General features: G+C 69.5%; 15 protein-coding genes and 1 pseudogene. 9 read left to right on the top strand and 7 right to left on the bottom strand.

Annotated features, from left to right (window positions below):
• Positions 1-331: 331 nt before the first annotated feature.
• Positions 332-1,777: a non-reducing end alpha-L-arabinofuranosidase family hydrolase gene (locus ABGB11_RS33945; RefSeq protein WP_347639569.1), complete on the bottom strand. Its 1,446-nt coding sequence runs from the start codon at positions 1,775-1,777 to the stop codon at positions 332-334.
• A 349-nt stretch (positions 1,778-2,126) separates the two neighbouring features.
• Between ABGB11_RS33945 and ABGB11_RS33950 the strand changes: the two genes are divergently transcribed.
• Positions 2,127-3,536, top strand: a complete 1,410-nt coding sequence (locus tag ABGB11_RS33950) for an endo-1,4-beta-xylanase (protein WP_347639570.1) — start codon at positions 2,127-2,129, stop codon at positions 3,534-3,536.
• 113 nt (positions 3,537-3,649) lie between these two features.
• On the opposite strand, the gene ABGB11_RS33955 is transcribed toward ABGB11_RS33950, so the two are convergent.
• The 4 genes from ABGB11_RS33955 to ABGB11_RS33970 form a co-directional block, all read right to left on the bottom strand.
• Positions 3,650-3,826, bottom strand: a complete 177-nt coding sequence (locus ABGB11_RS33955) for a hypothetical protein (RefSeq protein WP_347639571.1) — start codon at positions 3,824-3,826, stop codon at positions 3,650-3,652.
• A 92-nt stretch (positions 3,827-3,918) separates the two neighbouring features.
• Positions 3,919-4,212 carry a hypothetical protein gene (locus ABGB11_RS33960; protein WP_347639572.1) on the bottom strand — a complete coding sequence of 98 codons (294 nt, stop codon included), beginning with the start codon at positions 4,210-4,212 and terminating at the stop codon, positions 3,919-3,921.
• A 3-nt stretch (positions 4,213-4,215) separates the two neighbouring features.
• Positions 4,216-4,386, bottom strand: a complete 171-nt coding sequence (locus ABGB11_RS33965; RefSeq protein ID WP_347639573.1) for a hypothetical protein — start codon at positions 4,384-4,386, stop codon at positions 4,216-4,218.
• Positions 4,387-4,955: 569 nt separating this feature from the next.
• Positions 4,956-6,782 (bottom strand): hypothetical protein, encoded by a 1,827-nt coding sequence (locus ABGB11_RS33970; RefSeq protein WP_347639574.1) that lies wholly within the window; start codon positions 6,780-6,782, stop codon positions 4,956-4,958.
• A 106-nt stretch (positions 6,783-6,888) separates the two neighbouring features.
• On the opposite strand from ABGB11_RS33970, the gene ABGB11_RS33975 reads away from it, so the two are divergent.
• The 4 genes and pseudogenes from ABGB11_RS33975 (at position 6,889) to ABGB11_RS33990 (ending at position 9,726) form a co-directional block, all read left to right on the top strand.
• A complete protein-coding gene (locus tag ABGB11_RS33975; RefSeq protein WP_347639575.1) occupies positions 6,889-7,251 on the top strand; it encodes a hypothetical protein in 363 nt (120 codons plus the stop codon).
• A gap of 121 nt (positions 7,252-7,372) precedes the next feature.
• Positions 7,373-7,594, top strand: coding sequence for a hypothetical protein (locus ABGB11_RS33980; protein ID WP_347639576.1), 222 nt, complete (start codon positions 7,373-7,375; stop codon positions 7,592-7,594).
• Between the two features lie 295 nt (positions 7,595-7,889).
• Positions 7,890-8,161 (top strand): annotated as a pseudogene (gene ccsA / locus ABGB11_RS33985) (cytochrome c biogenesis protein CcsA); the annotation flags it as partial.
• A gap of 182 nt (positions 8,162-8,343) precedes the next feature.
• The gene (locus ABGB11_RS33990) at positions 8,344-9,726 is read left to right on the top strand and encodes a tannase/feruloyl esterase family alpha/beta hydrolase (protein WP_347639577.1); all 1,383 of its coding nucleotides are present in this window, start codon (positions 8,344-8,346) and stop codon (positions 9,724-9,726) included.
• Between the two features lie 68 nt (positions 9,727-9,794).
• Here the strand turns inward: ABGB11_RS33990 and ABGB11_RS33995 are convergent, their stop codons facing one another.
• Entirely contained in the window at positions 9,795-10,922 is a 1,128-nt protein-coding gene (locus ABGB11_RS33995) for a Clp protease N-terminal domain-containing protein (protein WP_347639578.1), read from the bottom strand.
• 143 nt (positions 10,923-11,065) lie between these two features.
• On the opposite strand from ABGB11_RS33995, the gene ABGB11_RS34000 reads away from it, so the two are divergent.
• From ABGB11_RS34000 to ABGB11_RS34015, 4 genes are all read left to right on the top strand, one after another.
• Positions 11,066-12,487, top strand: coding sequence for a histidine kinase (locus ABGB11_RS34000; RefSeq protein WP_347639579.1), 1,422 nt, complete (start codon positions 11,066-11,068; stop codon positions 12,485-12,487).
• Between the two features lie 5 nt (positions 12,488-12,492).
• Positions 12,493-13,146, top strand: a complete 654-nt coding sequence (locus ABGB11_RS34005) for a response regulator transcription factor (RefSeq protein WP_347639580.1) — start codon at positions 12,493-12,495, stop codon at positions 13,144-13,146.
• Between the two features lie 270 nt (positions 13,147-13,416).
• Positions 13,417-13,815, top strand: a complete 399-nt coding sequence (locus ABGB11_RS34010; RefSeq protein ID WP_347639684.1) for an STAS domain-containing protein — start codon at positions 13,417-13,419, stop codon at positions 13,813-13,815.
• A 197-nt stretch (positions 13,816-14,012) separates the two neighbouring features.
• Complete coding sequence (locus ABGB11_RS34015) at positions 14,013-14,705, top strand: GAF and ANTAR domain-containing protein (RefSeq protein WP_347639581.1); 693 nt, start codon at positions 14,013-14,015, stop codon at positions 14,703-14,705.
• Positions 14,706-14,713: 8 nt separating this feature from the next.
• Here ABGB11_RS34015 and ABGB11_RS34020 read toward each other — a convergent pair whose 3' ends face one another.
• Positions 14,714-15,010, bottom strand: a complete 297-nt coding sequence (locus ABGB11_RS34020) for an FCD domain-containing protein (RefSeq protein ID WP_347639685.1) — start codon at positions 15,008-15,010, stop codon at positions 14,714-14,716.
• Between the last annotated feature and the right edge of the window lie 91 nt (positions 15,011-15,101).

A 15,101-nucleotide genomic window follows, 5' to 3' on the forward strand; every position in this document is an offset into this window, starting at 1 on the left:
CACGACAACATCGCCGCTGCCAACCGGCACCACGCCCGCGACCCGCAACGCACCGTCACACTGCTCCAGACCACATGAACGACAACCCCAGGTCACACCCTCTTTTCACGACTTTGCCGGGTCCCTGCCCCGCTCGCGCACTGGATCCTGCGGATCTTCATGGCGCTCGTCCTCGCCCCGTCACCCGGCGACCTGGACGAACTCCTGGAGGACATGCTCCTTCCCGCCCTCGCCCCGTGAGCGAGCCGAGGTGAGACGTCGCGTGGCGGGCTCGGCCTTCCCCCCAGCCCCCCACGCCGGGTCCGCCCCGAGCCGGACCCGTGTCGAGTCGTCAGCGCTGCAGCGTCAGCAGGCCCGGCCGGTATGGCAGGAGGCCGTAGTCGCCGCCGGAGTTGGGGCTGCGCCCCTGGTAGAGCAACTGCAGATTGCACGGATCGATGGTGAAGGTCTGGTCGGCGCTGGTGCGGATCAGTTCGCCATGGCTGATGTCGTTGGTCCAGGTGGCGCCACTGTTCGCCTTGCCGGCGAAGGGGTTGCTCTCGGACGTGGCCTGCGGTGTCCACGAACCGTTCAGGCTGGTGGCCGTGAACGAGCGGAAGTAGCGCCCCTGGGAGCCGATCGCCTCGACGATCATGAGGTAGCGGTTCTGGTCCTGGAGCTTGTAGACCTGGACGGCCTCGAACAGGTTGTTGGTCGAATCGCTCATGACCACTGTCGACGTCGTGCCGAAACTGCCCGGGAAGTTCCCGATCGGCATACTGGCCCGGTAGATCTTGCCGTTGTCACCGGCGAAGAACAGGTACATGTTCGAGCCGTCGCCGATGAGCGTCTGGTCGATGGGCCCTGTTCCGGATCCGCTGATGCTTCCCGAGAAGAGCACCTGCTCGGACGACCAGCCATTCGGGTTGGCGGGGTCGCTCGACGTCCGGTAGGAGAAGGCGGTCCCACCCCACTGGTAGGCGAGCACCCAGACGTTCTTCGGCGCGAAGTAGAAGAGCGTGGGAGCGACGGTTGAATTCGACATCGTGTTCTGGCTGGCCGAGGCCATCTCAGACCAGTTGCTGAACAGGCCGAAGTTCATCGAACCCCACCTCGTCCCTGTGTCATGCGTCGTCGCATAGACGAGATGCCTGCCGTTGTACGGGGCGACGGTGAAGTCCTTGAGCGAGACCCACCCCGACTTGGGCTGCGCGAGGGGGCCTGTCGACGTCCAGCGGTATGACGACGGAAGATCACAGGTCGGAGTGGGGTCGCCGCCGTCGACCTCGACGAGCCGCCACTGCTGGTTGTCCCCGCCCCAGTCGTCGTACTGGACGATGTTCGCGCCGTCGGCCGTGGACCCGCCCTGCACTTCGAGGGCCTTGCTGCTGTGGCGCGAGACGAGCCTGACGTAGCCGTCCGAGCTGTCGGCCAGCCGCCACTGCTGGTTGGTGCCGTTCAGATCCGTCCATTGGACGATCGAGCCGCCGTTCGCGGTGGAGTAGTTGTAGACGTCCAGCACCTTGCCGGAGTGGCGGGACTTGATGCGGTAGTAGCCGCCACCGGAGTCGACGAACTGCCACTGCTGCTGGTTCTGGTCGTTCCTGGTCCATTGGGTGATGCGGGCGCCGTCGTTGGTCGCCAGGTTGTAGACGTCCAGGGTCTTGCCGCTGTTGCGGTTGACCAGGACGTACCACTTGTTCTCGTCCACGGTCGCGGCGTGGACGGCGCCGACGCTCAGCACGGACAGGAGCACCGACAGCAGGAGCGATGCCAGGACCGCACAGGTCCTCACCATGCACTTCTCCTTTTCGCTCGAATGTTAGCGCTAACATTCCTATGTCGGCGAGACCTCCTCTCCATCGGGGATCGGGGGGCGGTGGTGGTGGCCCGGAGTAAATACGAGACTGAGCGACACGTCAAGAACAACGATCGTCGAAAATTTTTCGGTCGTAGACCACCTGCTAGACCGCACACGCTATCCAGGTTAGAGATGAAAACTTTCAAAACTATTGACGAGATCTTCGAGGCCTCACACACTGGGGCCGCGACGCCCCGGTGGTGAGTGCGTTCCCGAGATGGGGCGCGGCGTCTGTTGCACGGCGATGTCCCGTGCTTCCACCCCTGTCATTCATGGAGGATCAGACGTGCGTGCGAACGTCATACCCAGGCCCCGGAGGCGGGCCATCCTCACAGGCGCCCTCGGGGTGCTCTGCGCAGCGGCCGCCCTGGTGGCGCCGTCTCCCGCATCCGCGGCGGAGAGCACGCTGGGCGCCGCGGCGGCGCAGAGCGGCCGCTACTTCGGCACCGCCATCGCCTCGGGCCGGCTCAACGACTCGGTGTACACCACCATCGCCAACCGCGAGTTCAACATGGTGACCGCCGAGAACGAGATGAAGATCGACGCGACCGAACCCCAGCGCGGCCAGTTCAACTTCAGCTCCGCCGACCGCATCTACAACTGGGCGGTCCAGAACGGCAAGCAGGTACGCGGCCACACCCTGGCCTGGCACTCCCAGCAACCCGACTGGATGCGCAACCTCGGCGGCGGCACGCTGCGGCAGGCGATGATCGACCACATCAACGGCGTCATGGCCCACTACAAGGGCAAGATCGTCCAGTGGGACGTCGTGAACGAGGCCTTCGAGGACGGCAACTCGGGAGCCCGCCGCGACTCCAACCTGCAACGCACCGGCAACGACTGGATCGAGGTGGCCTTCGAGACCGCGCGCGCCGCCGACCCGTCCGCCAAGCTCTGCTACAACGACTACAACATCGAGAACTGGACCTGGGCCAAGACCCAGGCCGTGTACTCCATGGTCCGCGACTTCAAGCAGCGCGGCGTGCCCATCGACTGCGTCGGCTTCCAGTCCCACTTCAACAACGGCAGCCCGTACAACAGCAACTTCCGCACCACCCTGCAGAGCTTCGCCGCCCTCGGCGTCGACGTGGCCATCACCGAACTGGACATCCAGGGCGCCTCGCCCACGACCTACGCCAACGTGACGAACGACTGCCTGGCCGTCTCGCGGTGCCTCGGCATCACCGTCTGGGGCGTGCGGGACACCGACTCCTGGCGCTCGGAGCAGACACCGCTCCTGTTCGACGGGAACGGCAACAAGAAGTCGGCCTACAACGCGGTCCTCAACGCCCTGAACGGCGGCGACACGACGCCTCCCGGCGACGGCGGAACGATCAAGGGTGACGGTTCGGGCCGTTGCCTGGACGTGCCCAACGCCAGCACCACCGACGGCACCCAGCTCCAGCTGTGGGACTGCCACGGCGGTACCAACCAGCAGTGGACCTACACCGACGCGAGCGAGCTCAGGGTCTACGGCGACAAGTGCCTGGACGCCGCCGGCACCGGCAACGGAGCCAGGGTCCAGATCTACAGCTGCTGGGGCGGCGACAACCAGAAGTGGCAACTCAACTCCGACGGATCCATCGTCGGCGTCCAGTCCGGCCTCTGCCTGGACGCGGCCGGCACCGCCAACGGCGCCGCGATCCAGCTCTACTCCTGCTGGAACGGCAGCAACCAGCGCTGGACCCGTTCCTAACCTGCTGCACACGGCGGCGGTGAACCCGTCGCAGCCCACCTCGCAGCCAGGGCAGTGAGGGCGTGGACACCGGCCGGGGGAAGGCGCGATCGGCGCCTTCCCCCGGCTTGCGGCTAATCGCGGCTGATCTCCTCGGCGGCCTGGCAGCAGCATCGGCCGGGGTCCGTGCAGGAATGACCCGGCTCGCCGAGGCCGGTGCGGCCGAACGCCGCGGCGGCCGTCCTGGCCTCGGCACCGTCTCCCCGCTCGTAGACGACCTTGCCGTCGACCACCGTGGCGGCGACTTTCATGTCGATGAGCTCGTGGGGTCCCGCGTCAGTACGTCGCCATCGCCGTCGGCGTCGGTCTGGTCACCGACTGGGATTTGTGGGACCTGGTGTGGCTATGCCTGGGCGATCAGTCGTCGGGTCAGCTCGGCGATCGGTGCGGAGCTTTGGGATCCGTAGTTGCCCAGGACGGCGACGACAAAATCGCCGCCGGGAAAGAAAACGAGCCAGGCGGACGCGCCGCTCGGGCTGCCCCCGGAGTGTCCGTGCCGCCACACGCCGTTGATCAGCCGGGTACCCAGGCCGGAGGCGCCGAACACGGTGACACCCGGTTCTTCTTCCGGGGGTGCGGGCGGCTTACCCGATTCCGAAGGCTTCTGGGCAAGCCCGGGTTGCTTTGGCCCCAGCATGAGTTAAACATACGGGGCTTCCAGCAACTTGCCGTGCATCAGTGCCCGCGCGAAACGGCCCAGATCCGCGCACGTCGCGAAGGAGCCACCTGCCGGCAACCCGATGAACTCGTTCAGTTCGAGGCCGTCGGACCACACGGCTTGCTCGTCACGTTGGTAATAGGGATGGGCCATTCGCGAGTCCATACGCTACTGGGGCTTGGCGAAGAAACCACTGTCGCGCATCTCGGCGACCTCAGTGGGGAAACTTTGAAGTTACGTCCCCAGCTTCTCGTCGTATTTCACCTTCTCCCGCTGCACGACTGATGGACGGCGAGAGCGGTGAAAATCTTGGTCACCGACGCGAGGAAGAAACGAGTATCGGGGCGATTGCGAAGTCTGGTGCCTTTGTTCGCGAAGCCATGTGATCGGCTCAGCACCGTCCGTCCGCGATGGGTCACCAGCAGCGAACCGGAGAACTGATCCTTGGCTTCGCGGCGAGCCGATCGAGTTCCCCACCGGGCTTGAGACCGTCGGGGACTCTGCCGGTTCCGCCCGTGGACGTCGCGGCGGCGGGCACGCCGATCATCGGTGCCTCCGGCGGCGGCCCCGTAGGAGGCGACGGCGGCGCCGCCAAGAGCCAGAAGGTTTACATCGCGACGTGCTGACCGAAGCCATGCCGACCCGGGCATCCCCGGACAGAACCGCACGAGGCACGCCGCGAGCAGTTTGGGTCCAATCGGCAGACTGGCACTGCTCGGCTGTCAGTCTGGTGAGGGCTCGTTCTTGGGCTGTGGTGCCGGGCCGGGCATGTCGGGCGGCGACGTGGGTTCCGGATCGGGGGTGGACACGCCCGGGGCGGAGGGTTCTGCCGGGCGGTCGGTGGTGATGGCCAGGCGGTCCAGGTAGGTGATCTGCAGCGCGGCCAAGGCGAGCAGCGCGACGATGACCACGATCAGGGGTGTTGCCGGTCCGATCGGGACGTCGGATCGGCTGAACTGGCCCAGGTCGTTCGCCAGTGCGACCGGCACCGTCGCGTTGTCGCGCCGGGCGCCGACCAGCAGCGGCCACAGCAGGCTCTGCGCGTTGATCAGGGTCACCGCCATGCCGAGGAGCGCGGCCATGGGAAGCGCCGGTGCGACGACGACGCGCAGGAATCCGGTGGCGGCCGGAGCCCCGGCCGCCACCTGCGCCTGCCACAAGGGGGCTCGGCCGCGGCACACCAGCGTCAGCACCACCAGCGCGGGGACGCTGACCAGCATGGGCGGGGTCAGGACGACGGACGTGTCGAGCAGACCAAGGCGCTGGGCGTTGTCCCAGCCTGCGAGGCTCAACGGCCCGATGCCGACGAACAGCCACGGCGCGAAGGGCGCCAGCAGCCACTCGCTGTGGCGGCCCATCGGCCGCAGCCCTCCGATGCCCAGCGCGGCCACGAACGCGATGCCCACCGAGACGAACGCGCTCAGCAATGACGGCACCCAGGTGTTGAGATACGTTCGCGCCTCCGCGCTGGACGGTGCGTCGTCCGGTGAGGAGAACAGCGCCGACAGCCACGGCCACATACCGATCAGGGCGACGGCCAGGACGGCGAGCAACGCCATCACGGCGACCACGGTGCGGAGCGGGGATCGCGGCGCGGTGCTGTCGGCCGGGGTGACGTCGATGCGCAGCGCGGCGATGATCACGACGAGGGTGGCCGCGATCCCCAGCACCCCGAGGATCAGTCCGGTCACCGTGGCGATGGCGGCGCCGTGGCCGAAGTCGAAGGCCGTGAACGATCGGCTGTATTGCAGCAGGGCCAGCGTCTGGGTGGATCTGGCAGGCCCTCCGCGGGTCGTGGTGAAGACCAAGGTGAACGCCTGGAGGCTTACCGCGAACGTGGCCAGGGCGGCGATGGCCGCGACCGCGAAGGCCACCGGCCGGGCCCGCCGTCCGCGCAGCGCCGCGAGATGGCCGAGCAGGGCGAGCCCGCACACCGCGCCGAAGGTCGTCAGCCCGCTGATCGCCACCACCGCCACCCGCGCCGAGCCGGGGCTGGTGAGTTCCCCGAACGCGGTCTCCAGTCCCCCGTCCCGCGTGCCCAGCAGCCAGGCGATGGCATAGGCGACGGGGGCGAACGTCACCAGCGGCACCGAGAGCAGCACCCGCCCGGCACGACGCGGCCACGTCCCGGCACGGTGCAGCGCCCCGGCGAGGAGCGGAGCGACGACGACCGCCACGACGAGCGGGACGACGGCCAGCGACAGAGTGAACGCCAGGGCCTTCCAGAACTCACCGTCGCCGAACAGGTCGAGGTAGTTGTCGAGGCCGACGAACTCGGGGTCGATCCGGGGGCCGCCGCGGCCGAGGCGCGACGGCCCGCCGCGCTCGAAGCCGCGCATGATCGTCTGGACCGTCGGCACGACCAGGGAGATCAGCGCGCCCAGCAGGGCCGGGCCGAGCAGCAGCAGTCCGAGCGCGAGCCGCAGGCCGCCGCCTTGCTCGGGCCGGGCGGCGGGCGATGGTGCGGGTGGCGGGGCGGCGGGGGGCGGAGAGACATCATCGGCTCCGGGGGGAAGCGTGGTTCGAGCGGCGCGGCGATGGCCGCGCACCCGCCTCAGCCTGCCCGATAACGGGCCCGGTCAACGCCGGTAATGGCGACGTTGCGACGATATGCCCAACTCTCCCCCGGGTCAGGTGGCGGGTTGGGCGGCGTGCATGGCGAGCGGTCTCAGTCGCGGTTACCCGGGCGCCGGGAGGCTCCTGGACCGCGTCCTGGTTCTGCATCAGGGACGGACCGTCGCCCTCGACACCCCCGGACGGCTCAAGGACCGGTTCGGCGGCCTCGTCCGGCTTCACCTGGTCTGGCGCCAGGCCCCGCCGCTCGCCCCCGGCGATCTCGGCGGCGAGATCCACGAGCACGGGAACCGGTGGTCGGCACGGCTTTCAGTCCAGGACGCGCAACGAGCGCTGGCGGAGATCCTGTCCGGGTCCGCGTACGCGGCGCTCGACGACTTCAGCCCGGCCCCGCCCAGCCTGGAGGACGTCCTTCTCTCTTACGACACCGGCGAGGAGACCTGATGGCGTCCACGTCAGCGCGCTCACCTCGGCGATCGCCTTCGGCGGCCTCGGCGCGCTCAGCGGTCTCGCCCCGGCGCGTCCGGAGACCGCCACGCTCGCCGGGCAGTTCGGCCTGACCGCCGTGATGTTCGTCGGCCTCATCCCGCCGGACTCGCTGCCGGACCGGTCGGCACCGATCCGAGCCGCCGTGCCGCTCGCCTACGACATCGACGCGTTCGCGTCCGCGCTCACTTCGCATCCCGACTGGGCGGCGATCGTCCTGCGCCTCACCGGCTCGGCCGTGTTCGGCGCCGGCTGCCTCGCCCTCGCCGCCCGCTCCTACCGCAAGGCCATGAACCGCTGACAGGAGGACCTACGCCGCCCGCACCGATCTCACCCGCTCCGCGCCGGAGGCACTTCGACGGACCTTCACCACCGATTCCCTGGGACGCTATGCGCTCGGGCTCACCCTGATCGGGTGGGTCGTCCAACTGGCGGCGCTCGGCACGCGAGGTCTGGCCACCGGACGCGTCCCGTGGGCCAACATGTACGAGTTCGCGTGCGCCGTGACGTTCGCCGCCGTCACCGTGCTGTACCTCCGCGAGGGCCGCGGTACGGCCGCGCGGGACGCTCTGCGGACCGATCTCACCGTCGGCGCCCTCGCCGCGCGGCTGCCGTCCGCCACCGCGCTCGAACGGCTGGCACGCCAGACGATCACCTTCGCTTTCCCGTCTGGACGTTCGCGATCGTCGCCGGTGCCACCTGGGCCGACAACGCCTGGGGACGCTGGTGGGGCTGGGCCCCCAAGGAAACCTGGGCGTTCATCACCTGGGTCGTCTACGCCGCCTACCTGCACGCCCAGCGCACCCGCGGCCGGAACGGGCGCAAGGCAACTCAGGTGATCGGCCACATATCCAGGCTCTCGATATGAGGCGCAGCACACCAGCGGTGGGAGGTCGACCGGTCGTTGTCCCGGGATCATGAAGTGGCAACCACAGGATGGCGACGAAGAGTGGCTCCCGCCACGTGGTCGCCCACGTTGCCGGTCAAGCAGCATGGCGTCCGCCACGGGATCGATCGATGAGTCCCGTTTCCCACCCTTGGGAGCTGCACATGCCCATGTTTCGCAGATCATCCGTCACCACGAGCCTGCTGGGGCCGCTCATCGCGGCCCCTCTGGTGATGGCCGTGCCGGCCGCGCAGGCCGAGACCCGCTGCACCCACATGAACAAGGTCCGCGTCCCCGGCGCGGTGCACCAGGTCGCCGCCTGCCTGGACGACCTGACCACCGCCGGCACGGTCGCCTCGGGCCACACCGACAAGGCCGACTGGCAGGGCCTGCACTCGGTGGCCACCCGGAACCCGAGCGGGGTGCCGGGCATCCAGATCGACGGCTACTTCCGCGACGACTCCACGTTCAACACCACCCACGGCTGGAACCACGACTCCCAGTTCGTGATCCGCCTCCCGAAAAGGTGGAACGGCGGACTGGTCGTCTCGGGAGCGCCAGGGAACCGCCGCCAGTACGCCAACGACTTCACCATCTCCGACTGGGTGCTGGCCAAGGGCTACGCCTTCGCCTCGACCGACAAGGGCAACAACACCGCGCAGTTCTACAAGGACGGCAAGCGTCCCGGCGACGCCTACCGGGAGTGGTACCACCGGATGACCCAGGTCACCGTCGCGGCCAAGGCGACCGTCCTGCGGCACTACGGCAAGGCTCCGCGCAGGACGTACGCGGCGGGCATCTCCAACGGCGGGCAGCTGGTGCGCTGGGCGCTGGAGAACCACCCCGAGCTGTACGACGGCGGCATCGATTCCGAGGGCACGCTGTGGCCGCGCAAGGGGCGGAACGCGCTGACCTACCTGCCGGTGGCGCTGCGCAACTACCCCAAGTACAAGGCGACCGGCGATCCCAAGGCGCACGCGGCGATGCTGAAGGCCGGTTTCGCCCCGGGCTCGGAGTTCCTGTGGGACTTCAACTACACGGCCATCTGGGACGGCACGCAGCGAAGGGCCCGCGAGGAACTCGACCCCACCTACGACGGCGATCTGGACGCGGGGATCCCGTACTGCGAGAGCGGCACACCGAACTGCGACGCCGACTACGAATACTTCTCGCGTCCCCGCGCGGTGCACGACGCGGTGAAGCGGATCTCGCTCACCGGCCGCATCCGCAAGCCGCTGATCACGGTGCACGGGACGTTGGACAGCCTGCTGCCGATCAGGGTCCACGGCGACGTGTACGCCTCGCTCGTCCGTTCGCACGGGGCGGGCCCGCTGCACCGCTACTACCGGATCGGAGGCGCCTCGCACCTCGACATCGAGTACGACATGTTCCCGGACAGGATGCGGCCGCTGCTCCCCTGCATGCGGACGGCCTTCGAGGACCTCGAACGCTGGACGGGCCCGGGCGGCGGTCAGGCGCCCCCGCCCAGTGCCACCATCCCGCGCCAGACCTCCGGTGACGTGGTCAACACCTGCGCCATCGGCTGACCGGGTGCGCTGCGGCCGCATCGTGCTTCTCGGTTCCGGTGAACGGGTCGGCATCGGCTTTCGCGGAGTCAGCCGAGTGCCCGGCGGAGTTCCTCGACGTCCAGGCCGATGGCGGCCAGTACCGCGTGGCACGGGTCGTCGGGGTCCGCCAGCACAGCGGACAAGAGGTGCGTGGTCCCGGTCGACGGGCTCTTGCGCTCGTTGGCGAGCAGGCGTGCGCGGGTCAACGCCTTTTCGGCGCTGCCTTCCACGTTCGGATTGAGCGACCCCGCTCGGTCGCCGGCCGGGATCAGGTCGGCGACCGCGCCCAGCACGGCGGACGGGGTGGCCCCTCGGGTGCGCAGCAGTTCGCCGCCCATGTTCACCTGGGCCACCCCGTCGCGGAAGCGGTGTCCCGCGATGGCGATCTGGTCGTCCAGGACGAGGATGGAGAGCAGAAGATGCGCCGTGGTCACGCTGGAGTGTCCGAGCCGGGCGGCCTGCCGCTGAGCCTCCGAGCGCACCGTGGGCACGACGGGCGACCCGTGGCCGCCGCTGGTGAGCCACCTGCCGATGCGGCCGCCCCATCCCCGGCTCGGAGAATGATCGAGCATGCCCAGGTTCCGGAGCCCGTCGAGGCTGCGCATGTTGGGCCTGCCGTCCTCGCGCGCGGTCGGGTGCACGGCGAGCCTCGCGAGGAGCTCGTCCCGGTCCAGCCGCCGTTCGAGCAACGCCTCACTCGCCCGGTTGCCGGGGTCGTGCAGCAGTCCCATGAGCAGGTGGGTCTCGTTCGCCCAGGCGAGGCCGAGTTCGTGAGCGGACACGAGCATCCGGCCGAGCGCGGCGACCAGCGCGCCGGTGGGCGGCAGAGGCCGGTCCTCCGGCGAGTCCGGCGTTTCACTCGGCTTCGCGTTCCGGCGAGCGACCCACTCGGCCTCGTGCAGCAGCGCGGTGACCGCGGACGCGGCCGACGGGTCGTCGCCGTCGTCCTCGCTCAGCCAGACCGTTTCGTCCTTGGCGAGAATGACCCCGCGCAGTCCGCCATTGTCGCGAGACAGCAGATCCGCCGCCGCGGATTCGCCTTTGAGCAGTGCGAAGAGCACGTGCTGCGTTCCCACGGTCCGGCCGGTCCGGGCGGCTTTCCGGTACGCCTGTACCAGCGCACCCACGACCTCGACGGAGGCGTCGGTGGTGCGGGTCTGCGATGCGTTCATCATGCGATCCCCTTCGTTGATCATCACGAGGTAGCCTATGAACGCGCCATTTCGCCGGGCATCTGCCGATCAGCCGGACTTCGTGGCCGATCGGCCATCATGAGCGAGCCGATCGGCGCGGCGCGCGAGCCGCGTCCCGACCACAGGTGAGGTGTTCGCAGATTTCCCCGCTGGTCGAACGGGCCCGCTCCCTCCGAACGGAGGCCGTCCGCGAGGCGAAGGAGGCGCGGGCCGCCGTGCGCGCCGCGCCGCGCCGTGTGGTGGCCGGCGAACTGGCGATGTCCCTGACGGCGCTCGCCCTCGGATTCCTGCCTCTCTGGACGTCGCCGCCCTCTCCGGGCCTCGTGGCCGCCACCGCGGCGAGCGCCTGCTGGGCGGCGCTCCTGGTCCCGGCGCGCAGGCGCTGGCCGGCCGCGACCCTGGTGGCCACGGCACCGGTGCTGGGCGGCACCAACGTCGGGGCGATAGCGGTCCTGCCCGTCATCGCATACTCCACGGCACGGCGCATCCGTCCCGCCCGGCGCCTGTGGACGATGGTGCTGGTGACCGCGGCCGCCGGCCTTCCCCTCGGCGTCGCGTTGGAGATGAGCTCCTCGGTCGGGCTCGGCGAGGCGCTCGCCGGTTACGTGCTGAGCGCCGCGTTCCTCCTCCCGCTGCCGGCGTGGTCCGGGAGCCTGATGGGGCAGCGCCGCCCACTGGTCCGGTTGCTGCGCGAACGCAACGAGTACCTGGAGCGGGCGCAGGAACTCACGGGGGAGAAGGCGCGCATGAAGGAACGCGCGCGAATCGCCGCCGAAATGCATGACATGCTCGGACACCGGCTCACCTTGATATCGATTCACACCGGAGCACTGGAAATCACCATGGCCGAAAAGGCCCCCGAGGTGAGCGACCAGGCCGAAGTGCTGCGCACCACGGCTGCGGCCGCAATGGCCGAACTGCGCGAAATCCTCGGGGTCCTCCGCGACCCCGTGGAGGCCGCCGAAACCGCCGGCGAACACAAGGGGACTCGCACCGACATCGCCCACCTGGTGACCGAATCCCGGCAGGCCGGAATCGACGTCGACCTGGCGTGGTCCGGCGAGGACATCGACGACGCGGACCCGCGGACGCGCCAGGCCGTTCACCGCGTCGTCCGCGAAGGCCTGACCAATGTGCACAAGCACGCCCCGGCCACGCGCACCAGGGTCGAGGTCGCCAACGGCGCCGGCCGTGTCCGCGTGCGCGTGATCAACGGCCCGGTGCCGGGCACGCCCCGGCGCGGCCCCGGCACCCGCCAGGGCCTGGTCGGACTGGACGAGCGGATCACCCTGCTCCACGGAGCCCTCACCGCCGGGCCCACGCCCGAGGGCGGATTCGCGGTCGCGGCCGACCTCCCCCTGCGTCCACCCGTCCCCATGCCCGGCGACCCCGCGGTGCCGCGCGACATGCCCGAACCGCCCAAGCCGCTCGACGGCGAAGCCCTCACCCTGTCCCGGGCGCTGGGCGCCGGATGCCTCGGGCTGGTGGTGCTCGTCCCGGTCGTCCTCGGCACCGCCGCGCTGATCATCGCGCGAGCCCTAGAATGACGCGCGTGATCCGGACCCTGATCGCCGAGGACGAGGCGCTCATGCGGGCCGGCATGCGCCTCATCCTCGACCACGCCGACGACATCGAGGTCTCGGCCGAGGTGTCCGACGGCCCCGCCGCCGTCCAGGCCTGCCGCGAGCAGCGGATCGACGTCGCCCTGCTGGACGTCAACATGCCCGGCGGCGACGGCCTCGCCGCCATCCCGGGCATCGTCCGCGACTCCCCCGGGACCAACATCGTCATGGTCACCGCCTTCAGCGACGATCACAACGTCGCCCAGGCCCTCCGCGCCGGCGCCGTGGGTTTCCTGCTCAAGGACACCGGCCCCACCGAACTGATCCGGGCCGTGCGGGTGGCCGCCACCGGAGAGTCGGTCCTGGCTCCGCAGATCACCCGCCGGCTGATCGAGCGCCACCTGCTCACCGACGACGGCGCCGCAACGGCCAGACGCCGGATCGAGCAGCTCACCGACACCGAACGCGACGTCCTCCGCCTGGTCACCGCCGGCCTGTCGAACGCCGAGATCGGCCGGCGACTCCACATGGCCACAGGCACCGCGAAGGCGCACATCAGCCGCATCCTCACCAAACTCGACTGCACCAACCGGACCCAGGCCGCCATCCTGGCCCACGACGCCGGTCTGCCCGCCACCCAATGAGCGCGCCCGCTTACCGCGCTCGCGCATTACAGCCTGTCTCCGGCGTGTACTTCTTTTTCCGGGGCGCGACCGGCAGCGGCACAGGGCCTTTGACGTTGGATTTCACCGTTTTCGGGTGACATCGGCATACGTGGCGAGAGCCCCCGGAGATCTTCCACAGTTTGAATCTTGCCCCTCCGGGGAGGACCATAGAACCAGACACCGGCTCTTCGGTGCCTTCAGGGTCCAGAAGCGTGGCTCACCTTTACTTCAATCTCGAGTGAGGTGGCCATGTCCACGCCCTTCAGAACGTCGACCGGAATCACCGTCGAGCTGACCGGTCAACACGCCCTCCTTCGACTGCCGACAGAAGTCGATTTCGCGAATTACGATGATCTGCATACCTGCGCGCAGCGGCTGCTGAACGACGGCGTCCCTGCCATGATCTTCGACCTGACCGGCTGCGCGTACTGCGACTCCAGCGTCGTGGACGCGATCCTTCGCGCGCACCGCCGCGCCAGAGAGCTGAACACGCCCCTGACCCTGCGGCTCCCGCCGTCCGGGATCGTGCGCCGCGTCTGCGCCATCACGGGCGTGACCCGCATCGTGCCCTTCGAGGAGTCCACGGTCTCCGTCCAGCAGGTATCGCGCGTCCGCCTCGGATCACCCGAGCGCCGCTTCCGCCGCTGACACCCCTCCGGAACCCCCGCTACGCGCGGCCGCCGGCGGCCTACCCGTAACCGAGATAACGAATCCCCTACACGACACGCCCGGCAGAACGAGTGATCGTTAAAGTTGGGCGGGCAGGAAGGATCGGTGACGCAGGTCTTCTCAGAGCGGGTGATTGCATGGGAGGGGACGGATCTGGTGGGCGTGAACCCGAGGAGTTGGCGAACGCGCTGGCGCGACTGGCGCGCACCCTGTTGAAGCAGCCGACCGTCCCGGCCACATTGCGAGAGATCGTCTCGGCATCGATCCAGCTGGTCGACGGCTGCACCGACGCGAGCGTCATGGTGGTGCACCGCGGAGGCCCGCACGTCCTGGCGGCGTCCAGTTCGCTGGCCCGTGACTGCGACGAGATGCAGGCGCGGTTGGGCGAGGGCCCGTGTTTCACCGCGGCGAGCCACAACGTTCAGTCGGTACGGATCACCGACATGTCCCGTGCCGACGAGCGCTGGCCGAGTTTCGTGCGCGGGGCGCAGGAGCTCGGGGTGGGGTCGATGCTGGCGTTCCTGCTGTTCACCGACCTCGCCGACCCCAAGCAGCCGAACCTGGGATCGCTGAACCTGTACACGCGCGACCCGGGCGCGCTCACCGACCGCTCCGAGCAGATCGGGTGGCTGCTGGCCTCCCACGCCGCCGTCGCGCTGGCAGGTGCCAACAGCGAGGAGAACCTGCACGCCGCCATCTCCTCGAACCGGCGCATCGGCGAGGCCACCGGCATCCTGATGGAACGCCACAGGATCACCGGCGACGACGCCTTCGCACTGCTGTCGCGCGCCTCCCAGAACCAGAACGTCAAACTCCGCCACGTGGCCGAGCAGCTCATCGAGACCGGGCGGCTGCCCGGCGCCCGCTGAACCGGGCGTCAGGTCGCGGGGTCGCCGCTCAGGGCCGTGACGCCGCTCGCCGCCGCCTCGTGCAGGTGCGCGTCGCACAGCTCGGTCGCGCGCCCGGCGTCGCGGGCCGCGATGGCCTCGACGAGGGCGCGGATCTCCGCCACGACCTGGAGTCGGCGTCCCGGCTGGGAGAGCGAGGTGGCGCGCAGGAGCCGCACCCTCGCCTGCACCCGGCCGAGGATGTCCGTCGCGCGGACCGTACGGCCGATCATGAGCGGGGAGGCGTACGTCCGCCGGTCGGACCTGGCGGCGCTGGCCGAGGAGATCGCCCCCGGAACCTCACGCGCAGCGGCACGCCGGTGGCCGCCCCGGCACCGGGGTCGGCGGCTGAGCCCCCTGGGCCTGGGGCCGGACCCG

This window comes from Actinomadura sp. B10D3 (assembly GCF_039871695.1).
GTDB classification, from domain to species: Bacteria; Actinomycetota; Actinomycetes; order Streptosporangiales; family Streptosporangiaceae; genus Spirillospora; species Spirillospora madurae.